Source organism: Micromonospora narathiwatensis (assembly GCF_900089605.1).
GTDB classification, from domain to species: domain Bacteria; phylum Actinomycetota; class Actinomycetes; order Mycobacteriales; family Micromonosporaceae; genus Micromonospora; species Micromonospora narathiwatensis.
Genome location: NZ_LT594324.1, coordinates 2,572,373 through 2,591,380 on the forward strand (window position 1 = coordinate 2,572,373; position 19,008 = coordinate 2,591,380).

21 protein-coding genes and 1 riboswitch are annotated in these 19,008 nt (G+C 73.2%); of the genes, 15 read left to right on the forward strand and 6 right to left on the reverse strand.

The genetic code is table 11. The features are described 5' to 3' along the window. Nucleotides 1–51 precede the first annotated feature (51 nt). From odhI to GA0070621_RS11325, 7 genes are all read left to right on the forward strand, one after another. Nucleotides 52–501 carry an oxoglutarate dehydrogenase inhibitor Odhl gene (gene odhI, locus GA0070621_RS11295; protein ID WP_046570336.1) on the forward strand — a complete coding sequence of 150 codons (450 nt, stop codon included), beginning with the start codon at nucleotides 52–54 and terminating at the stop codon, nucleotides 499–501. Between the two features lie 50 nt (nucleotides 502–551). Beyond that, nucleotides 552–1,253 (forward strand): transcriptional regulator FtsR, encoded by a 702-nt coding sequence (gene ftsR / locus GA0070621_RS11300; protein WP_197674016.1) that lies wholly within the window; start codon nucleotides 552–554, stop codon nucleotides 1,251–1,253. Between the two features lie 216 nt (nucleotides 1,254–1,469). Then, nucleotides 1,470–1,934, forward strand: coding sequence for a bifunctional nuclease family protein (locus tag GA0070621_RS11305; RefSeq protein WP_073833177.1), 465 nt, complete (start codon nucleotides 1,470–1,472; stop codon nucleotides 1,932–1,934). Nucleotides 1,935–2,144: 210 nt separating this feature from the next. Next, complete coding sequence (locus GA0070621_RS11310; RefSeq protein ID WP_167666808.1) at nucleotides 2,145–2,723, forward strand: MerR family transcriptional regulator; 579 nt, start codon at nucleotides 2,145–2,147, stop codon at nucleotides 2,721–2,723. A 436-nt stretch (nucleotides 2,724–3,159) separates the two neighbouring features. Further along, nucleotides 3,160–3,555 carry a group I truncated hemoglobin gene (locus GA0070621_RS11315; RefSeq protein WP_091194356.1) on the forward strand — a complete coding sequence of 132 codons (396 nt, stop codon included), beginning with the start codon at nucleotides 3,160–3,162 and terminating at the stop codon, nucleotides 3,553–3,555. 2 nt (nucleotides 3,556–3,557) lie between these two features. Next, a complete protein-coding gene (locus GA0070621_RS11320) occupies nucleotides 3,558–4,724 on the forward strand; it encodes a globin domain-containing protein (protein ID WP_091194357.1) in 1,167 nt (388 codons plus the stop codon). 52 nt (nucleotides 4,725–4,776) lie between these two features. Then, nucleotides 4,777–5,511 (forward strand): DivIVA domain-containing protein, encoded by a 735-nt coding sequence (locus GA0070621_RS11325; RefSeq protein WP_091194359.1) that lies wholly within the window; start codon nucleotides 4,777–4,779, stop codon nucleotides 5,509–5,511. Nucleotides 5,512–5,568: 57 nt separating this feature from the next. Here GA0070621_RS11325 and GA0070621_RS11330 read toward each other — a convergent pair whose 3' ends face one another. Next, nucleotides 5,569–6,228 carry an NAD(P)H-binding protein gene (locus tag GA0070621_RS11330; RefSeq protein ID WP_091194361.1) on the reverse strand — a complete coding sequence of 220 codons (660 nt, stop codon included), beginning with the start codon at nucleotides 6,226–6,228 and terminating at the stop codon, nucleotides 5,569–5,571. A gap of 195 nt (nucleotides 6,229–6,423) precedes the next feature. Here GA0070621_RS11330 and GA0070621_RS11335 point away from each other — a divergent pair, with 195 nt between their 5' ends. Together GA0070621_RS11335 and gcvP are read left to right on the forward strand one after the other, a co-directional pair. Further along, nucleotides 6,424–7,290: an NAD-dependent protein deacetylase gene (locus tag GA0070621_RS11335; protein WP_091194363.1), complete on the forward strand. Its 867-nt coding sequence runs from the start codon at nucleotides 6,424–6,426 to the stop codon at nucleotides 7,288–7,290. A 62-nt stretch (nucleotides 7,291–7,352) separates the two neighbouring features. Beyond that, nucleotides 7,353–7,452, forward strand: a riboswitch (glycine riboswitch). A gap of 73 nt (nucleotides 7,453–7,525) precedes the next feature. Next, on the forward strand, nucleotides 7,526–10,348 hold the full coding sequence (gene gcvP, locus GA0070621_RS11340; protein ID WP_091194365.1) for an aminomethyl-transferring glycine dehydrogenase: 2,823 nt from the start codon (nucleotides 7,526–7,528) through the stop codon (nucleotides 10,346–10,348). 126 nt (nucleotides 10,349–10,474) lie between these two features. Here the strand turns inward: gcvP and GA0070621_RS11345 are convergent, their stop codons facing one another. Continuing rightward, nucleotides 10,475–10,675 (reverse strand): DUF5999 family protein, encoded by a 201-nt coding sequence (locus GA0070621_RS11345; RefSeq protein ID WP_036371784.1) that lies wholly within the window; start codon nucleotides 10,673–10,675, stop codon nucleotides 10,475–10,477. A 123-nt stretch (nucleotides 10,676–10,798) separates the two neighbouring features. Between GA0070621_RS11345 and GA0070621_RS11350 the strand changes: the two genes are divergently transcribed. After that, a complete protein-coding gene (locus tag GA0070621_RS11350) occupies nucleotides 10,799–11,992 on the forward strand; it encodes a chorismate-binding protein (protein WP_091194367.1) in 1,194 nt (397 codons plus the stop codon). Nucleotides 11,993–12,004: 12 nt separating this feature from the next. On the opposite strand, the gene pip is transcribed toward GA0070621_RS11350, so the two are convergent. Then, a complete protein-coding gene (pip, locus tag GA0070621_RS11355) occupies nucleotides 12,005–12,952 on the reverse strand; it encodes a prolyl aminopeptidase (RefSeq protein ID WP_091194369.1) in 948 nt (315 codons plus the stop codon). Nucleotides 12,953–13,003: 51 nt separating this feature from the next. On the opposite strand from pip, the gene GA0070621_RS11360 reads away from it, so the two are divergent. Further along, the gene (locus GA0070621_RS11360; protein WP_091194371.1) at nucleotides 13,004–13,492 is read left to right on the forward strand and encodes a MarR family winged helix-turn-helix transcriptional regulator; all 489 of its coding nucleotides are present in this window, start codon (nucleotides 13,004–13,006) and stop codon (nucleotides 13,490–13,492) included. 65 nt (nucleotides 13,493–13,557) lie between these two features. Next, nucleotides 13,558–14,067, forward strand: coding sequence for a peptide deformylase (gene def / locus GA0070621_RS11365; protein WP_091194373.1), 510 nt, complete (start codon nucleotides 13,558–13,560; stop codon nucleotides 14,065–14,067). Between the two features lie 237 nt (nucleotides 14,068–14,304). Here the strand turns inward: def and GA0070621_RS11370 are convergent, their stop codons facing one another. Then, a complete protein-coding gene (locus GA0070621_RS11370; protein WP_091194374.1) occupies nucleotides 14,305–15,078 on the reverse strand; it encodes a GNAT family N-acetyltransferase in 774 nt (257 codons plus the stop codon). A 24-nt stretch (nucleotides 15,079–15,102) separates the two neighbouring features. Next, entirely contained in the window at nucleotides 15,103–15,462 is a 360-nt protein-coding gene (locus tag GA0070621_RS11375; RefSeq protein ID WP_091194376.1) for a winged helix-turn-helix transcriptional regulator, read from the reverse strand. 95 nt (nucleotides 15,463–15,557) lie between these two features. Between GA0070621_RS11375 and GA0070621_RS11380 the strand changes: the two genes are divergently transcribed. Continuing rightward, on the forward strand, nucleotides 15,558–16,157 hold the full coding sequence (locus tag GA0070621_RS11380; RefSeq protein ID WP_091194377.1) for a malonic semialdehyde reductase: 600 nt from the start codon (nucleotides 15,558–15,560) through the stop codon (nucleotides 16,155–16,157). A gap of 40 nt (nucleotides 16,158–16,197) precedes the next feature. On the opposite strand, the gene GA0070621_RS11385 is transcribed toward GA0070621_RS11380, so the two are convergent. Then, nucleotides 16,198–16,971 (reverse strand): sulfite exporter TauE/SafE family protein, encoded by a 774-nt coding sequence (locus GA0070621_RS11385; RefSeq protein ID WP_167666811.1) that lies wholly within the window; start codon nucleotides 16,969–16,971, stop codon nucleotides 16,198–16,200. A gap of 185 nt (nucleotides 16,972–17,156) precedes the next feature. Between GA0070621_RS11385 and GA0070621_RS11390 the strand changes: the two genes are divergently transcribed. Next, the gene (locus GA0070621_RS11390; protein WP_091194379.1) at nucleotides 17,157–17,945 is read left to right on the forward strand and encodes an endonuclease/exonuclease/phosphatase family protein; all 789 of its coding nucleotides are present in this window, start codon (nucleotides 17,157–17,159) and stop codon (nucleotides 17,943–17,945) included. 115 nt (nucleotides 17,946–18,060) lie between these two features. Continuing rightward, nucleotides 18,061–19,008: a hypothetical protein gene (locus GA0070621_RS11395; protein WP_091194380.1), complete on the forward strand. Its 948-nt coding sequence runs from the start codon at nucleotides 18,061–18,063 to the stop codon at nucleotides 19,006–19,008.

Consider the following 19,008-nt stretch of genomic DNA (forward strand, 5'->3'; position numbering starts at 1 on the left):
CAGACCCGCCATTACCCCGACGCCGACCGAACAGATCCGTGAGGTGGTCCCATGACGCGGCCAGACGACGAGTTCCCCCCACTCGACGTCACTTCGACGCTCAATCTCGGTTCGCTCGACGAAGTGCTGGAGGGGCCGGACACCGATGTGGTGCCGAGCCGGATGTCCGGCTCGTTGCCGCCGGGGATGGCGCTGCTGGTGGTTCGTCGGGGTCCGAACGCGGGCGCCCGGTTCCTGTTGGACCACGATGTGACGACCAGCGGCCGGCACCCGGACAGTGACATTTTCCTCGATGACGTGACGGTTTCTCGGCGGCACGCCGAGTTCCACCGTGATGGTGGCACGTTCACGGTGCGGGACGTGGGCAGCCTGAACGGCACGTACGTGAACCGGGAGCGGGTCGAGGCGGCCACGCTGAGCAATGGTGACGAGGTGCAGATCGGTAAGTTCCGGGTGGTGTTCATCGCCGGGCCGCGTCCGGAGGAGGCCGGCCGGGGGTGAACGAGCCTGCGGCTTCGACGCCGCCCGGGGCGGCACGTTCCACCGCGCTGATGAGCATCGGTGAGGTGTTGGCGCAGCTGCGGGTGGAGTTCCCGGACGTCACCATCTCGAAGTTGCGGTTTCTGGAGGCCGAGGGCCTGGTGGAGCCGCAGCGGACGGCGGCGGGGTATCGGAAGTACAGCTGGGACGATGTGGCGCGGTTGCGGTTCGTGTTGACCGCGCAGCGGGACCAGTATCTGCCGTTGCGGGTGATCCGTGAGCAGTTGGCGGAGTGGGACGGGTCGGGTGCGGCGTCGGGTCGGCAACGGCCGACGTTGGTGGCGGTCGGTCCCGGTGGTGAGGTGCCGGGCCGGGAGATGGCGGAGTCCGCCGAGCCGGCCGAGGTCCGGTTGGGGCGGTCGGATCTGCTGGCCCGCAGTGGGCTCGCCGAGTCGACGTTGGCCGAGTTGGAGCGGCTCGGTGTGCTGGTGTCGGATCCGCCGGGTTGGTACGACGCGGATGCGTTGATCATCGCGTCGGCGGTGGCGGCGTTGGCGTCGTACGGGTTGGAGCCGCGGCATCTGCGGGGGTATCGGACGGCGGCGGATCGGGAGGTCGGTCTGTTCGCGCAGTTGGTGGCTCCGTTGGCGCGGCAGAGTGATCCGGCGGCGCGGGCTCGGGCGGCGGAGACGGCGCGGGAGCTGGTGGCGTTGTCGCAGCAGTTGCACGCGGCGTTGGTGCGGGTGGGGCTGCGGTCGACGTTGGGCCGGTGAGGGTGTGGTGGGGCCGGGTGCCGTGGGGTGCCCGGCCTCGGCCGTCGGTGGGCGCGGAAAGATCTGTCCCGGGAAGCGTGTCGTAGGCTTGCCGGGGTAAGCCCTTCCTGGCGAGGCGTGGTGCACGTAGCGCATGGGGCTCTCGTGTCGCGGTCCGTGTACCGTGCAGGGAAGGGCGCGGGTGCGGGCGTAGGTGACAACGACACGGAGGCGGCGGTGCGCGAGCTGAGCGTGGTCGGAGTTCGGGTGGAGCTCCCCAGCAACCAGCCGATCGTCCTGCTGCGGGAGGTCGAAGGGGACCGCTATCTGCCGATCTGGATCGGCGCGGTCGAGGCGACGGCGATCGCCTACGAGCAGCAGGGGGTCAAGCCGGCGCGGCCGTTGACGCATGATCTGTTGCGGGACGTGCTGGCGGCGTTGCAGGCGCCGTTGCGGGCGGTGGAGATCACCGAGTTGAAGGAGAACGTCTTCTACGCCGATCTGTTGATCGGTGACGGGGTGCGGGTGTCGGCGCGGCCGAGCGATTCCATCGCGTTGGCGTTGCGGGTCGGGGCCCCGATTCGTTGTGCGGAGCAGGTCCTCAGCGAGGCGGGGATCGTGATCCCGGACGAGCAGGAGGACGAGGTGGAGAAGTTCCGGGAGTTCCTGGAGCAGGTGCGGCCGGAGGACTTCGCGGGCTGAGTGCGGGCCGGTCGGCTGGCAAGTGCGGTGCGGCGGTGGACGTCACGGTAGGTGACGGCACGCCGCTGTGGGTGATCTTCCGGTTGTCGGCGCGGCGTGTCGCGGTGCGTCCTGCGTGGTAACTCCCGATGGCGGCGATAGGGTTGCGGTGTCGAGGGGTGCACGTACGGGGAGATGACGTGTCGCCGCACGGGCGGGGAGGTTTTCCGGATGCACGAGCCGCGGGATCCTGGTCCGAGTACGGAGCAGCAGGCGGGTGTGGTGGGGCCTGAGCCGGGCGGTGACGGCGAGGTCGGCTACCGGGGTGTGACGGCCTGCCACGCGGTGGGTATCAGCTATCGGCAGTTGGACTACTGGGCTCGGACGGGCCTCGTCGTGCCGAGTGTGCGGGACGCGTCGGGGTCGGGGACGTCTCGGCTGTATTCGTTCCGCGACCTCGTGGTGTTGAAGGTCGTGAAGCGGCTGTTGGACGCCGGGGTGTCGTTGCAGAACATCCGGAAGGCGATCGAGGCGCTGCGGTCGCGTGGGGTGGAGGACCTGGCGGGCATCACGTTGATTTCCGACGGTACGACGGTGTTCGAGTGCCGGTCGCCGGAGGAGGTGGTCGACCTGTTGCAGGGCGGCCAGGGGGTGTTCGGCATCGCGATCGGTGGCGCGTTCAAGGAGATCCAGGGTTCGTTGTCGAACTTGCCGGCGGAGCCGGTGGGTGGTCCGCCGCCGGCGGTGGATCCGCCGGAGTCGGTGGGTGACGAGTTGGCGGCGCGTCGGGCGCGTCGTCGGGCGGGCTGAGTCGACCCCAGGCGTTTTTTCGAGGATCGCGTCGTGGCTGAGGCCCGGCGCGATCCTTTGTTCGGCACCTCGGTGCCCGGTGCGGTCCGGTTGGTGGGACTGGCGGCCGGTGCCGGGTCGTTGCCGGTCGCGGGTGGCGTTGCCGGTGGTCAGGGGCGGTTGCCGGGGTGGTGGACGGGCCGGGGTGGGGCCGGTCCATGGTGGAGAGGTGTCACGTGGAGCTGTCCGGTGCCGGTCGGCGAACCGTGTGGCTGATGAGCACATTGACCGGACGGCGGGTGTCAAGAATCTGATAGGCCGGACGTGACCTTGTCCGGATAGCGCGCTATGGTCCCACACGGTCGTGCTGGCGACGACGTCACGGCAACTCCCCGCCAGCCGGCCGGTTGCCCCTCCGCGCCGATCGGCGTGGCCCTGCGTGTTGGAAGGAACGACCGTGACGGTTACTGAAGAGACCGCGCCCTCCCACTACGAGCGGATCGGCGGCGCCGCTTCGGTGAAGGCGGCGGTGGCGCTGTTCTACGACAAGGTGCTCGCCGACCCGGAACTCGTCGGCTACTTCGCCGAGGTCAACATGGCGGAGCAGCGGCGGCACCTGGCGCTGATGTTGACCGTGGTGCTCGGCGGTCCGAACGAGTACGCCGGTCGGGAACTGGCCGAGGCGCACCAGCCGTTGAACATCCCGGTGGCGCACTACGTCATGGTCGGCGAGCACCTGACCGCGACGCTGACGGAGCTGGGCGTGCCTGCGGACATCATCACCGACGTGCAGGTCGTGCTGGAGAAGGTGCAGGACCAGGTGGTGGCCCAGGGACGCGGGACGGGCGCCTGAGTGTGGACGCGGCACGGCTGAAGCAGAGCTGGTCCCTGGTCGCCGCGCACGGTGACCAGGTGCCGCTCTATTTCTATTCGACGTTGTTCCTGGCTTATCCGGAGACCCGGCAGATGTTCCCCACGAACATGGCCGGGCAGCGGGACCGGTTGGTGACCGCGTTGGGGCATATCGTGTCCAACGTGGACCAGGTCGACAGCCTGGTCGGGTTCCTGCAGGATCTCGGTGCCGACCACCGCAAGTTCGCGGTGCGGGCCGAGCACTACCCGGCGGTCGGCGAGGCGCTGGTGGCGACCTTGCAGCATTTCCTCGGCGAGGCGTGGACCGACGAGCTGGCCCAGGACTGGACGGCGGCGTACGGGCTGGTCTCGCAGGTGATGATCGACGCCGCGCAGGCCGCCGAGTCGGTGAAGCCGCCGTGGTGGGTGGCCGAGATCCTCGGGCACGAGCGGCGGGCGTTCGACCTGGCGGTGCTCACGTTGCGCCCGCAGTACCTGCTGCCGTTCACGCCGGGCCAGTCGGTCGGGGTGTCCCATCCGGCGGTGCGGGCGTGGCGGTACTACTCGCCGGCCAACGCGCCGCGCGCCGACGGCACGCTGGAGTTGCACGTGCGGGCGGCGCCGGGCGGCGTGGTGTCGTCGCGTCTGGTGTACGGCTGTGCGGTGGGTGACCAGGTGCACTTGGCGGCGCCGGTGGGGGACCGGTTGACGTTGTGGCCGGCCGGGTCGGCGGATCTGCTGCTGTTGGCCAGCGGCACCGGCTGGGCGCCGGTCAAGTCGCTGGTGGAGCAGGTCGCGGCGGAGGGTTCCCGTCGCCGGGTCGACCTGTATCTGGGGGCCCGCTCGCGCGCCGAGTTCTACGACAACGACGCCATCGACAAGCTGGCGGCGTCGTACCCGTGGTTGACGGTCACCTACGTGGTGGGTGCGGACTTCCAGCGGCCCGGTGAGTTCACGCACGTGGTGGATCGGGTGCTGGCCGACGGGGACTGGCGGTCCCGGCACGTCTACATCTGCGGTTCGGACGAGATGGTGAGCCATTCGGTGGGGGCGTTGACGCAGGCGGGTTACCACGCCGGTCAGCTGCACCATGAGGGTTTCGGCAAGCACTGGTACGGGCCGACGTGGCGGACGGCGATCGCCCCTGACGATTCCGGAGGTGTCCGGTGAGCGCGAGGAGTGAGCTCGCGAGCCCCGCAGTCGCGAACGAAGGAGGTGTCCGGTGAGCGCGACCCCGATCAGCAGGTACGACGGGGGCCAGGTCTCCAGCGTGCAGGTCCGGATGACCTCGGACCGGGTGCGGCGGTGGGAGTTCGACGCGGCGTCGTTCGCCCGCCGGGGTTACGACCCGACGGACGTGGACCGGTTCCGGATGCAGGTGGCCGACGAGCTGGATCTGCTGGCGGCGCAGGTGGCGAATCTGCGGGCGGAGAACGAGCGGCTCAACGACCATCTGGAGCTGCACCGGCACGGGGTGCTGCCGAGCGCCGGGGCGGCGAAGTTGCCGGCGGCGAAGGAGGTCAACCTGCTGTCGGCGGCGCAGCGGGAGGCCGAGCAGATCATCGCCCAGGCGCACGACTACGCCCAGCGGGTCGCCGAGTACGCGCGGATGCAGTACGAGAGTTACATGCGTGCGGCGGCGGAGGAGGCGAAGCAGGAGGCCGAGCGGGCGGTGACGGAGTACCGCAGCAGCTCCGGCGCGAACTTCGACGACTCGGTGGCCACCCGGGAGGCGTTGCGGATCTTCGGCGAGATGATGATCTCGCACATGCAGGCCGCGGCCCGGCATCTCGATGACGGCAGTGCGCAGTTGGCGCGGACGATGGAGCGGATCGCCGCGGAGGTCACCGCCGGCGCGGCGGTGGGCGCCAGCGGTGCGGCCGTGGGCGCCGGCGGCGCGGCGCCGGTGGACGGCGGTCGGGTGCGGGTCGCCCTGCCGCCCCGCCACCAACGCTGACCGACGTCACGGCCCGCCGGACAGGAGTGCCCGGCGGGCCGTGACGGTGCCGGCGGGTCAGTGGGCGGCGACGGTGCGGATCGCGTCGGCGATCGGCGTCTCCCCGCCGACCAGTTCCAGGGTCAGTCCGGCGGTGGTGGGCTCGTAGAGGAGCGCGAGCAGGACGCGGGCCACATCGGCGCGGGTGACCTCGCCGGGGTCGACGTGCCGGGCGAGGGTGATCCGCCCGACGGGCTGGTCGTCGGTGAGCCGGCCGGGGCGCAGCACCGTCACCTCCAGGTCGCGGCCGGTGACCTCGCCCTCGGCGGCCTTCTTCGCCCGTAGGTACGCCGCCCACACCTCGTCGCTGCCGGACCGGGGTGGGGCGTCCACGCCCATCGAGGAGACCAGCAGGTAGCGGCGGACGCCGGCCTGTTGGGCGGCGTCGGCGAGGAGCACGGCGGCGGCCCGGTCGACGGTGTCCTTGCGGCCGGCGCCGCTGCCCGGCCCGGCGCCGGCGGCGAACACCACCGCGTCCGCGCCGGCGAGGTGGGCGGCGACGGTGTCGACGTCGGTGTGTTCCAGGTCGGCCACGACCGGTTCGGCGCCGGCGGCGTGCAGCGCGGCGGCGTGGTCGGGGTTGCGGATCAGCCCCACGGCGGTGTCGCCGCGCCCGGCGAGTTCCCGCTCCAACAGCTTGGCGATCTTGCCGTGGCCTCCGGCGATGACGACTCGCATGGTCTCAACCTAGTCGCCGGGCGGGCCGCCGGGCGGTCGAGCGCGTCCCCCCGGTCGCCGGGTTGGCCGGCACCGGGCGGACCGGCCGCGCCGGATGCCGTGCGCCGGCCGGGGCCGCACCGCTCGCCGACGCCTCGGTCCGGCGTACGGGCCGTGCTGGTCGTCGCCGGGCGACGGTTGAGGCAGCATGGACGGGTGAGGCAGACCTTCGACGCGTTGACCCGGCTGGTGGACGCCGGTGACGTGGTAGTGCTCAGCGGCGCCGGGTTGTCCACCGAGTCGGGCATTCCGGACTACCGGGGGCCCAGCGGCGCGGCTCGCCGGCACACCCCGATGACGTACCAGGCGTTCACCCGCGACGCGGACGCGCGGCGGCGCTACTGGGCGCGCAGCCACCTGGGTTGGCGGCTGATCGCCCGGGCCGCCCCGAACGAGGGGCACCGGGCGGTGGCGCGGCTGCAGCGGGCCGGCCGGGTCGGCGGGATCATCACGCAGAACGTCGACGGGCTGCACGGCGCGGCCGGCAGCACCGGCGTGATCGAACTGCACGGCCGGCTCGACGAGGTGGTGTGCCTGGACTGCGGCAACCTGACCTCCCGGGAGGAACTGGACCGGCGGCTGCGGGAGGCCAACCCCGGTTTCGTCGCGCGCGCGGCCCACGTCAACCCCGACGGCGACGTCGACCTGCCCGCCGAGGCGGTCGCCGGGTTCCGTACCGTCGACTGCGGCGTCTGCGGCACCGGCACGCTGAAGCCGGACGTGGTGTTCTTCGGCGAGACCGTGCCCGCGCCCCGGGTCGCCGAGTGTTTCGCCCTGGTCGAGCGGGCCCGGGCGGTGCTGGTGCTCGGCTCGTCGTTGACGGTCATGTCGGGGCGTCGGTTCGTGATCCGGGCGGCGAGACTCGGCATTCCGGTGGCCATCGTCAACCAGGGGCCGACCCGCGGCGACGGGTACGCCGCCCTGACCGTGGACGGGCCGCTGGGTGAGGTGCTGTCCGCGCTGGCCGACCGCGTCGCCGGCCCGGCCACGGCCGTCGCCGCCGGGGAACCGGCGGCGGTGTAGCGCGACCGGCGGGGAGGACGTGAGCCGGAGACACAGCCGCTGGTAGCGTTGACCATGCCGGTACCACCCACGCGGGAGAGACCGTCCGGAAACACCCCGGACGGCGCCGAAGGGGCAGATTCCTCCCCGGAACCTCTCAGGCAAAAGGACCACGTGGGCAGGCACTGTGGAGCGCGTGTGCGCGACTCAGGGGGAGGCCGACCTGTCGACCTCGCCCCCACAAGGAGCGCAGCGCATGACCGCAGAGCAGTTCGCCGACCGGCACATCGGCCCCGATCCGGGTGATGAGCGCCGGATGTTGGAAACCGTCGGCTACAGCTCCGTCGACGAGCTGATGGACGCCGCGATCCCCGAGGTGATCCGCTGGCACGGCACCCTGGACCTGCCGGCGCCGGCCAGCGAGCGGGAGGCGATCGCCGAGCTGCGTGCCCTGGCCGCCCGCAACACCGTCGCCGTGTCGATGATCGGGCTGGGCTACCACGGCACGCACACCCCGGGGGTGATCCGCCGCAACGTGCTGGAGAACCCGGCCTGGTACACCGCGTACACGCCGTACCAGCCGGAGATCAGCCAGGGCCGGCTGGAGGCGCTGCTGAACTTCCAGACGATGGTCACGGACCTGACGGGGCTGGCCACCGCGAACGCCTCGATGCTCGACGAGGGCACCGCGGCGGCCGAGGCGATGACCCTCGCCCGCCGCGCGTCCAGGAGCAAGAGCCCGGTGTACGTGGTGGACGCGGACGCCCTGCCGCAGACCGTCGCGGTGATCACCAGCCGGGCCGAGCCGCTCGGCATCGACGTGCGGGTGCTCGACCTCGGCCGCGACGAGTTGCCCGCCGAGTTCTTCGGCCTGCACCTGCAGTACCCGGGGGCGTCCGGGGCGGTCCGCGACCACGCCGGGCTGGTCGAGGCGGCCCACCGGGTCGGGGCGCTGGTGTGTGTGGCCGCGGACCTGCTGGCGTTGACGCTGCTGCGGCCGCCCGGTGAGATCGGCGCCGACATCGCCGCCGGCACCACCCAGCGGTTCGGGGTGCCGATGGGCTTCGGCGGGCCGCACGCCGGTTACCTGGCGGTGCGGGCGGGCCTGGAGCGGATGCTGCCCGGCCGGCTGGTCGGCGTGTCGAAGGACGCGGACGGCAACCCGGCGTACCGGCTGGCGTTGCAGACCCGTGAGCAGCACATCCGTCGGGAGAAGGCGACCAGCAACATCTGCACCGCGCAGGTGCTGCTGGCGGTGATGGCCGGCATGTACGCCGTCTACCACGGCCCGGACGGGCTGCGGGCGATCGCCCGGCGTACCCATGAGCTGGCGGCGCGGCTCGCGGCCGGGCTGCGCGCCGGCGGGGTGACCGTCGCGGACGTGGCGTTCTTCGACACCGTGACCGCGACGGTGCCGGGGCGGGCCGCGGAGGTGGTGGCCGCGGCGGCCGAGCGTAACGTCAACCTGCGGCTGGTCGACGCCGACCGGGTGGGGATCTCCTGCGACGAGACGACCACGCCGGCGCACCTGGCGGCGGTGTGGGCGGCCTTCGGCGTCCCCGCCTTCGACGGCGCGGGCGATGCCGCGCTGCCGGCCGGGCTGCGCCGCGCGTCGGACTTCCTCACCCACCCGGTGTTCCACCGCCACCGCTCCGAGACGGCGATGCTGCGTTACCTGCGGCGGCTGGCCGACTTCGACTACGCCCTGGACCGGGGCATGATCCCGCTGGGGTCGTGCACGATGAAGCTGAACGCCACCACCGAGATGGAGGCGATCACCTGGCCGGAGTTCGCCCACCTGCACCCGTTCGCGCCGGCGGAGCAGACCGCCGGGTACCGGGAGTTGATCGCCCAGCTGGAGGACTGGCTGGCGGAGGTGACCGGGTACGACGCGGTCAGCGTGCAGCCCAACGCCGGCTCGCAGGGGGAACTGGCCGGGCTGCTGGCCATCCGGGCGTATCACCGGCAGCGCGGGGAGGGCCACCGGGACGTGTGCCTGATCCCGTCGTCGGCGCACGGCACGAACGCGGCGTCGGCGGTGATGGCCGGCATGCGGGTGGTCGTGGTCGGTTGCGACGCGGACGGCAACGTCGACCTGGTCGACCTCGACGCGAAGATCGACAAGCATCGGGACGACCTGGCGGCGATCATGGTGACGTACCCGTCGACGCACGGCGTGTACGAGACGGGCATCGCGTCGCTGTGCGCGAAGGTGCACGACGCCGGCGGCCAGGTGTACGTCGACGGCGCGAACCTCAACGCGCTGGTCGGGTTCGCGAAGCCGGGCCGGTTCGGCGCGGACGTGTCGCACCTGAACCTGCACAAGACGTTCTGCATTCCGCACGGCGGCGGCGGGCCGGGCGTGGGTCCGGTGGCGGTGCGGGCGCACCTGGCGCCGTTCCTGCCCGGCGACCCGGCCGGCGCGGTGCGGGAGGGCCGGCCGGCGATCTCCGCGGCGAGGCACGGGTCGGCGGGGATCCTGCCGATCCCGTGGGCGTACCTGCGGATGATGGGCGCGGAGGGGCTGACCCGGGCCACGGGGGTGGCGGTGCTGGCGGCGAACTACGTGGCGGCGCGGCTGCGCGACCACTTCCCGGTGCTGTACGCCGGCAACAAGGGCCTGGTGGCGCACGAGTGCATCCTGGACCTGCGGCCGTTGACCAGGGCGAGCGGGGTGAGCGTCGACGACGTGGCGAAGCGGCTGATCGACTACGGCTTCCACGCGCCGACGATGTCGTTCCCGGTGGCGGGGACGCTGATGGTGGAGCCGACCGAGAGCGAGGACCTGGCCGAGCTGGACCGGTTCTGCGACGCGATGATCGCGATCCGGGCGGAGATCGACAAGGTGGCGTCGGGTGAGTGGCCGGCGGGGGACAACCCGTTGTGCAACGCTCCGCACACCGCGGCGATGGTCTCGGGGGACGAGTGGCCGCACCCGTATCCGCGGTCGGTGGGCGCGTACCCGGCCGGGGTGGACCGGGCGGGGCGGTACTGGCCGCCGGTGCGGCGCATCGACGGGGCGTACGGCGACCGGAACCTGGTCTGCTCGTGCCCGTCACCGGAGGCGTTCGAGAGCTGAGGCGCGGATGCCGGGGCGGTCGTCGAGCCGCCCCGGCCGAGGCGTCGACCTGGCGGGGCCGGCCACCCGTTCGGGTGCCGGCCCGAGGGTCGACGTCGCACGCTGCGCTCACGCAGCGTGGTGGAATCAGGCGACGAGGGCGTGCCGGGCGGGCCCGCGGTGCGGGGCGATGGTGCTGCCGTCGGGGAGTAGTTCGCCGGTGTCCTCGAAAACGATGACACCGTTGCAGAGCAGGCTCCAGCCCTGCTCAGGAAAGCAGGCGAGGACGCGGGCGGCTTCGCGGTCGGTCGCCTCGGCGGAGGGGCAGGTGGGTTGGTGCTGACACATCGGGTTCTCCGGGCTGTGGGGGCGCTGTGTCATGGTTCACATGACCAGTGACGCACAGTACCAAGCGGAAGCGCGCGCTATCGAGCAGGCTTCCGTCTTGTTCACCTTAAATCGGCTGAACGGATGAGCGAGGATGGGCCAGACGGCGTGGAAGCGCTCCCACAGAGGGTGATCGACGTACCCGGCGCCCCCGGCGGCTGCCGGGAACGGCTCGTGGAACGGGCGCGGCTGCAGTGGTGGCCCGCCGACGGCGGCGACCCGGCCGCGCTGGCGCAGGAGTTCCTCGCCGCGCACGGGATCACCCTGGACGACCTGGCCCGCCCGGCCGGCCACGATCCGGCCGGGGTCTGCGGGGCCGCCCTGTACCTGTCCGCCGCCGCCGGGGCGCGGGCCGCCGGCGGACCCCCCGGCGCGCCCACCCCGGCGCCGGCGCTGCCCGACCTGGTGGTGGTCGTCTACGGTCACGCCGACCGGCCGCCCGCGCCCGAGCCCCCGGCGGGCGGCGGCTGGTGGCTGGGGGACTGGCGGGACAGTTGGACCCCCCGACAGCACGCCGACGCCGTGGCCGCGGTGCGCGCCGCCATCGGTCGCGGCGACGTCTACCAGGTCAACCTGGTCGGCTACGCCGCCGCCCCGTACGCCGGGGACCCCCAGCCCGCGCTGGCCCGGCTGGCCGCCCTGCCCGGCGCCCGCTACGGCGGCACCCTGACCGGCGCGGGCTGGGCGATCGGCTGCGCCTCACCGGAGACGCTGATCGCCCTCGAGGGCGGCCGCCTGGTCACCCGGCCGATCAAGGGCACCCGGCCGGCCACCCCCGCCGGGCGGCGGGAGCTGCTCGCCTCCGCCAAGGAACGCGCCGAGCACATCATGATCGTCGACCTGGAACGCAACGACCTGGCCCGGGTGGCCCGCACCGGCTCGGTGCGGGTGGACGAGCTGTTCGCCGTACGCCGGTGGTGCGACCTGTGGCAGGCGGAGTCGACGGTGTCGGCGGCGCCCGCCGACGGGCTGGGCCTGGCGGCGCTGCTGCGCGCGGTGTGCCCCGGCGGGTCGGTGACCGGCGCGCCCAAGCTCGCCGCGCTGGACCGGATCGCGGCCCTGGAGCCGGTCGGTCGGGGCGCCAGCATGGGCGCGCTGGGCTGGGTCGGGCCCGGGCGGATCGACCTGGGGCTGACGATCCGCACCGCCGCGGCCGACGCCGACCGGCTGCACCTGTGGGCCGGCGGCGGCATCACCTGGGGCAGCGACCCGGCCGCCGAGGTCGCCGAGGCGGCGGCGAAGGCCGCCCCGGTGCGCGCCCTGCTCGCCGCCGGCTGACCCCCACGCGGGTCAGGCGTGGGCGAAGGCGTCCAGGGCCGCGACCACCCGCTCACCCACGCCGTGGCCGCTGCCGTGGCCGCCGCTCTCGACGATCTCCAGCCGGGCGTCCGGCCAGTCGCGGGTGAGCCGCCAGGCGATGTCCGGCGGGCCGCTGACGTCGAGGCGGCCCTGCACCAGCACGCCGGGGATGCCGGCCAGCTTCCCGGCGTCGCGCAGCAGCTGCCCGTCGGGCAGGAAACCGAGGTTGCGCCAGTAGTGGGTCACGATCCGGACGAAGCAGGCCCGGAACACCGGGTCGGCGTAGCGGGGGCTGGGCCGGAAGCCGCCGGCGAGGGAGACGTGCACGTCCTCCCAGGCGCACCAGTCACGCTCGGCCCGCTCCCGTACGGCGGGGTCCGGGTCGTTGACCAACCGGGCGTACGCGGCGGACAGGTCGCCGTCCCGGTCCGCCTCGGGCACGCCGTCGCGGAAGCGGGCCCACTCCTGCGGGAAGATCCGGCCCATGTCCCGGGTCACCCAGTCGATCTCGCGACGGGTGTTGGCGACCACGCTGAACAGCACCAGCGCGGTGACCCGCTCCGGGTGGCGCTGGGCGTACGCCAGGGACAGCGACGAGCCCCAGGAGGCGCCGCAGAGCAGCCACCGGTCGACGCCGAGGTGCTCGCGCAGCCGTTCCATGTCGGCGAGCAGGTGCGCGGTGGTGTTGACCGACAGGTCCACCGCCGGGTCGCTGGCGTGCGGGGTGCTGCGTTCGCAGCCGCGCTGGTCGAACAGGATGATCCGGTAGGCGGTCGGGTCGAACAGCCGCCGCCACGACGCGGTGGCGCCGGAGCCGGGGCCGCCGTGCACCACCAGGGCGGGGCGGCCGTCGGGGTTGCCGCAGGTCTCCCAGTACACGTGCTGGCCGTCGCCGACGTCGAGCAGGCCGTGCGCGTACGGCTCGATCGGTGGATACATCCCGGTTCCCTCCCACACACCAGATACAACAGCGCTGTTACATTAGCGGACGTGACCGCCACCCCCGACCGCGAGGCGCTGGGCACCCTGCTGCGCCACGTCCTCGAGCTGCTCGACGGCGACGTCGCCGCCGTCTACACCGACCTCGACCTGGCCGACTACCGGCCCCGGTACTCGCCACTGGTGCGGGTGCTGGTCGCCGACGGGCCGCTGCCCATCCGTGACCTCGCCACCCGGGTCGGGGTCACCCACTCCGCGGCCAGCCAGACCGTCGCCCAGATGAGCCGCGCCGGCCTGGTCACCCTCACCCCCGGCGCCGACGGCCGGCAGCGCATCGTCGCCCTCACCGACCGGGCGCGGGCCCTGCTGCCCGTCATCGAGGCCGAATGGGCGGCCACCACCGCCGCCATGCGGCGACTCGACGCCGAGCTGCCCGTACCCCTCGCCGACGAGCTGTACGCGGTCCTCGCGGCGCTGCGCCGCCGTCCGCTGCGCGACCGGATCGCCGACACCGGCCTGGCGCCCCGCCGCGCACCCTGACCGGTCACCCGCTTGCCGGCGGGTGCTGACACCACCGCGGGTAACGGCCGGATAGCCTTCCGGGCATGACTATGCGCCCGATCCGGATCATCGGCGACCCCGTGTTGCGTACCCCGTGCGAGCCGGTGACCAGCTTCGACGCCGACCTGCGCGCCCTGGTGCAGGACCTGATGGACACGCTGCTCGGCGCGCCCGGCCGGGCCGGGGTGGCCGCGACCCAGATCGGGGTGAGCGCGCAGGTGTTCGTCTACGACGCAGACGGCCACCGCGGCCACCTGATCAACCCGACCTTGGAGTTGTCCGAGGAGCGCCAGGACGACGACGAGGGCTGCCTGTCCATCCCCGGCCTGTACTTCCCGACCTCGCGGGCGATGCATGCCACCGCGCACGGCTTCGACCAGCACGGCCAGCCGCTGACCATCGCCGGCAGCGGCTTCCTGGCCCGCGCGCTGCAACACGAGACCGACCACCTGCACGGCCGCCTGTACGTGGACACGCTGCGTGGCGACACCCGACGGCGGGCCCTGCGGGAGATCCGCGCCGGCCGGTTCGACTCGCCCGGCCGCAGGCTGTGACGACGCGGGGGTGACCGGTCCGACCGGCCACCCCCGCGCCCGCTCACCCGGTCACTTCGGCGGCGGGGCCACCAGGCACGTCGCCGTCGCCGTGTTCCCGGCGTCGTCCACGCCGGTGATCACCGCGTCACCGCGCAGCGTGACCCTGTAGTCGATGTCGCCGGCGCCGACCTTGACCCGGCGCCGTCCTTGACCCGGCGTCGCGGCTGGACGGGGCGGTGCGGCGGGCTGAGCCGGTCACGGACGGCGGCGCAGCGCGCACTCGGTGAAGTCGGCGACCCGGGTGAAGCCGAGCCGCTCGTAGAGGCGTACGGCGGTGGTGTTGTCGGCCCGGACGTTGAGCGTCACGTGGTCGACGTCGGCGCGCAGCCGGGCACAGAGCGCCGCCACGGCCGCTGCGGCGAGCCCCCGGCCGCGCACGCGCGGGTGGGTGGTGACGTTGCCCAGCGCGGCCACCCGCCAGGTGGGGGACCATACGTGCACCCCGGCCACCGCGACGAGGTCGCCGCCGTCGCGGATGCCCACGTACCGGCCGGTGTCCAGCATCCGCGGGTCGAACCAGTTGCCGGGGTACGCGGCGGCGTACAGGTCGAGCAGCGCCGGCAGGTCGGCGCGGCCGAGCGTCTCGCCGGCGGCGGTGACCCGGGCCAGCCGGGCCGGGTCGGTCAACGCCATCCGATGGTGCCCGGCGGCGTCGCGGACCTCGTACCAGCGCGCCACGGTGGCCTCCAGGCCGGGGGAGAGGTGCGCCCACAGCCGGACCGGCAGCACCGGCGCGAGTTCCTCCAGCAGCGCCGCCAGCTCGCCGGCGCCCCGCGGCGAGGCGAACGCCAGCAGCGTCGGCAGCTCGACCCCGTGGTAGAGCAGCGCCACCTCGTCGCCGCGGCGGAACCACGAGGTGTACGGCCAGAAGAAGTCGTCCAGGTCACCCAGCTGGTACGCGTGCAGCACCGGGTCCCGTCCCAGCAGCTCGGCCAGGACGGCCCGGTCGTGTTCGGCGCGGACGGGCATCCGCCGATGATCACATGCCGGCCGTCAGCAGCCGCCGGCGCGTCCCGCCTCGGGCAGGTTCTCGTGGGCCCACCGGGCGAGCGCGTCCAGGGCCGGCAGCAGCGCGGACCCCCGGTCGGTGAGCTGGTAGCTGACGCCCAGCGGTGGCCCCTCCCGCACGGTGCGGGAGACCAGGCCCACCCGGCACAGCTCGCCGAGCCGGTCGGACAGCACCGACTCGCTGATGCCCGGCAGCGCGCGGCCCAGCTCGGCGAACCCGGCGGGGCCGTTGGCGAGGGTGCCCAGCAGCACGCCGTTCCACCGTTTGCCGAGAAACGCGAAGGCGCGGGCGAGGCCCCCGTCGCACGCCCGTGGCGTGTGGCTCACTTCCGGCCTGACTGTCACCTCTTCAGGATACGGGGCTACCCTGACACCCGATGTACTACTAAAAAGCTAGCCGCTGCCCTTCGAGTAGCAGTTAGCCAAGAGCGAGGAACACCATGAACGACGTGATCGCCCTGCACCCCGACGCGCAGGCCCTGCTGTTCACCGACGCCCGCACCGCCAACACCTTCACCGACGAGCCCGTCACCGACGAGCAACTGCGCGCCATCCACGAACTCGCCAAGTACCCGCCCACCGCCGCCAACGTCCAGCCCCTGCGCGTGCTCTACGTCCGCCCCGGCGAACCCCGCGAACGACTGCTCACCCACATGAACGACGGCAACCGCGCCAAGACCGCCACCGCACCCGTCGTCGCCGTCCTCGCCGCCGACACCGACTTCCACGAGCACATCCCGCGGGTCTTCCCGATCCGCCCGGAACTGCGCGACGCCTTCGCCGCCGACCCCGCCGGCCGCGAACAGATGGCCCGCTTCAACGCCACCCTGCAGACCGCCTACTGGCTGCTCGCCGTCCGCGCCGCCGGCCTGGCCGCCGGACCCATGGGCGGCTTCGACGCCGCCGGCATCGACAAGGAATTCTTCGCCGACACCAGCTGGCGGTCCCTGCTCGTGGTCAACCTCGGCAAGCCCGGCCCGGACGCCTGGTACCCCCGCCTGCCCCGCCTCGACTACGACGACGTCGCCCGGCACGCCTGACACCGGCCCACCTGACCGGCCCGGCCACCCACCGGGCCGGTCAGCCGGCCACCCACTGGTCGTAGCCCAACCGGCCCACCAACGCCAGCACCACCACCAGCAACACCACCCGCACAAAACCCGAACCGCGCCGCAACGCCATCCGCGCCCCCACCGCCGCCCCCGCGACGTTGCACGCCGCCATCGCCGCCCCCAACAGCCACCACACGTGCCCGGTCGCCGCGAACACCACCAGCGCCCCCAGATTCGTGCCCGCGTTGACCACCTTCGCCATCGCCGAGGCGTGCACGAAATCCGCCCCCACCAACGCCGTGAACGCCAACACCAGGAACGTGCCCGTACCCGGCCCGATCAACCCGTCGTACAGGGCGATACCCAACCCGGCCACCGCCACCGCAGCCACCACCCGCGCCGACGTACGCCGCTGCGGCAACGCCAGCACCCCCAGCCGCGGCCGCGTCAACACGAACACCGCCACCGACACCAGCACCACCAACACCACCGGCCGGTACGCCCCCGCCGGCACCGACCCCGCCAGAACCGCACCCAACCCCGCGGTCAACACCGCCAGCCCCGCCGACGGCCCCGCCACCGCCCAGTCCAGCTTCGTACGCCGCGCATACGTCACCGCCGCCGTCGACGTACCGAAGATCGCGGCCAGCTTGTTCGTACCCAACGCCGTGGCCACCGGCACCCCCGGCGCGGCCACCAGCAACGCCGGCAACAGCAACAGGCCCCCACCACCCACCACCGCGTCCACCCAGCCCGCCATCGCCGCCGCCCCCAACAGGGTGGCCACCGACACAAGATCCACGGGCGGCATTCTGCCCACCACCACCGCGCCCACGAGCCCGGTTGTGGCCAGCCTCACCGCCACTCAACGACCCCGACGACCCCGCAACCACAAACCCACCGACGCCACCGCCACGAACACCAGCACCGAACAGACCAACGCCTTCAGCACCCGGCAAGCCTGCCACGCGGACGTAGGGTGAGCGGGTGCGCCTGGCCACCTTCAACCTGCTGCACGGCCGGTCCCTCACCGACGGACTCGTCGAACCCGACCGGCTCGCCGCCGCCGTCACCGCACTCGACGCCGACGTCCTCGCCCTACAAGAGGTCGACCGCGACCAGTCCCGCAGCGGCAACCTCGACCTCACCGCCATCGCCGCCCGCGCCCTCGACGCCCCCGAACACCGCTTCGCCGCCGCCGTCGTCGGCACCCCCGGCGAAAAATTCCGCCCCCTCACCAACGACGACGACGGCCACGGCGAACCCTGCTACGGCATCGGCCTCGTCAGCCGCCACCCCGTACGCTCCTGGCAGGTCACCCGACTCCGCCCCGCCCCCGTACGCTCCCCGGTCTACGTCCCCGGCCCCGGCGGAGGACTCGTGCTGCTGCACGACGAACCCCGCGTCGTCCTCGCCGCCGTCCTCGACACCCCGTACGGGCCACTCACCGTAGCCGCCACCCACCTGTCCTTCGTCCCCGGCTGGAACCTGCTGCAACTGCGCCGCGTCGTACGCGCCCTACGCGCCCTGCCCGCCCCGCGGATCCTCCTCGGCGACCTCAACCTCCCCGCCGGACCCGCCGCCTTGCTGACCCGCTGGCGACCCCTCGGCCGACGCCCCACCTACCCGGCCGGACAGCCCCGCGTCCAACTCGACCACATCCTCGCCGACCGGCACGACCTCGACCGGCTGCCACCCGTCACCGCCGTCGCCACACCACTGTCCACCATCTCCGACCACCGGCCCCTCATCGTCGACCTCGGCCCTCACAGCTGACCCTCAGCCACCACACATACCGTTGGTGGCGCACCACCGGTGCCACGGCCCGGAAAACCCCCCGGCCACCGCCCGCACCATGGTGCGATGGTGCAACGAGGGGAGGGGCCACCCCATGTCGCTGACCGGCCTACCACTGCTGCTCCTGGTCGCCGCCACCACCGTCGCCGCCGCCGTGACCACCGCCCGCACCTGGCGCCGCCACCGCCGCTGGAGCCACCTCACCCGAGCCGCCGCCGTCCTGCTCACCGAAACCCTCGCCCTGCTCACCGCCGGCCTCGCCGTCAACCGGACCGCCGCGTTCTACCCCACCTGGGCAGACCTGCTACCCGCCGACACCGTCCACCGCGACACCGGCCCCGCCCGCCCCGGCCACCTCGACCACTTCATCACCAGCCGGGCCGGCCGCGCCCCCACCGCCCCGATCACCTTCACCTGGCACCCACCCCGCTGGACCAGCTGGCCCCTCACCGCCGCACCCACCGTCGTGGTCCCCGCCGACTACCCACAGCACCCCACCTGGCGCTACCCGGTGATCGTCCTCACCGACCCGGCCAACCCCACCCAGGAGAACACCGCCGCCCACACCGCCGAGAACCACGCCGGACCAGCCGTCCTCGTCTTCACCCACCTACGCCCCGCCGCCACCCCCGACATCCTCACCGACGCCATACCCACCAGCCTCACCCACGACCTACGCGTCACCACCCACACCTGGGCCCTCGTCGCCGGCGGCCAACTCACCCCACTCGCCCAGGCCGCCGTCCGCGCCGCACCCACCCGCTATCCCACCCTCGCCCTGATCGACGACACCCCCGACCAACACCCCAACCCGGCGCCCACCGACCTACCACCCACCGAAACCGTCGCCGTCGCCGGCGTACCCACCCCACCCGGCGCCCCCGCCACCCACCTCGACGCCCCACCCGACGACCGGCTCACCGCCGCCCTGACCTGGGCCTGCCAACAGACACCCCCACCACTGAGCGCGCCCGCCCCACTGATCCCACCGCCCACCCGACACACCCACCACGGCCCACGCCACACCACCACCGGAGGCTGA

What these genes read in the sequence shown, in the direction of transcription:
- odhI (WP_046570336.1), top strand. Translation starts at nt 52, where the DNA reads ATGACGCGGCCAGACGACGAGTTCCCCCCACTCGACGTCACTTCGACG.
- ftsR (WP_197674016.1), top strand. Translation starts at nt 552, where the DNA reads ATGAGCATCGGTGAGGTGTTGGCGCAGCTGCGGGTGGAGTTCCCGGAC.
- GA0070621_RS11310 (WP_167666808.1), top strand. Translation starts at nt 2,145, where the DNA reads ATGCACGAGCCGCGGGATCCTGGTCCGAGTACGGAGCAGCAGGCGGGT.
- GA0070621_RS11330 (WP_091194361.1), bottom strand. Translation starts at nt 6,228, where the DNA reads ATGCGAGTCGTCATCGCCGGAGGCCACGGCAAGATCGCCAAGCTGTTG.
- gcvP (WP_091194365.1), top strand. Translation starts at nt 7,526, where the DNA reads ATGACCGCAGAGCAGTTCGCCGACCGGCACATCGGCCCCGATCCGGGT.
- GA0070621_RS11345 (WP_036371784.1), bottom strand. Translation starts at nt 10,675, where the DNA reads ATGTGTCAGCACCAACCCACCTGCCCCTCCGCCGAGGCGACCGACCGC.
- GA0070621_RS11350 (WP_091194367.1), top strand. Translation starts at nt 10,799, where the DNA reads ATGAGCGAGGATGGGCCAGACGGCGTGGAAGCGCTCCCACAGAGGGTG.
- pip (WP_091194369.1), bottom strand. Translation starts at nt 12,952, where the DNA reads ATGTATCCACCGATCGAGCCGTACGCGCACGGCCTGCTCGACGTCGGC.
- def (WP_091194373.1), top strand. Translation starts at nt 13,558, where the DNA reads ATGACTATGCGCCCGATCCGGATCATCGGCGACCCCGTGTTGCGTACC.
- GA0070621_RS11370 (WP_091194374.1), bottom strand. Translation starts at nt 15,078, where the DNA reads ATGCCCGTCCGCGCCGAACACGACCGGGCCGTCCTGGCCGAGCTGCTG.
- GA0070621_RS11380 (WP_091194377.1), top strand. Translation starts at nt 15,558, where the DNA reads ATGAACGACGTGATCGCCCTGCACCCCGACGCGCAGGCCCTGCTGTTC.
- GA0070621_RS11395 (WP_091194380.1), top strand. Translation starts at nt 18,061, where the DNA reads ATGTCGCTGACCGGCCTACCACTGCTGCTCCTGGTCGCCGCCACCACC.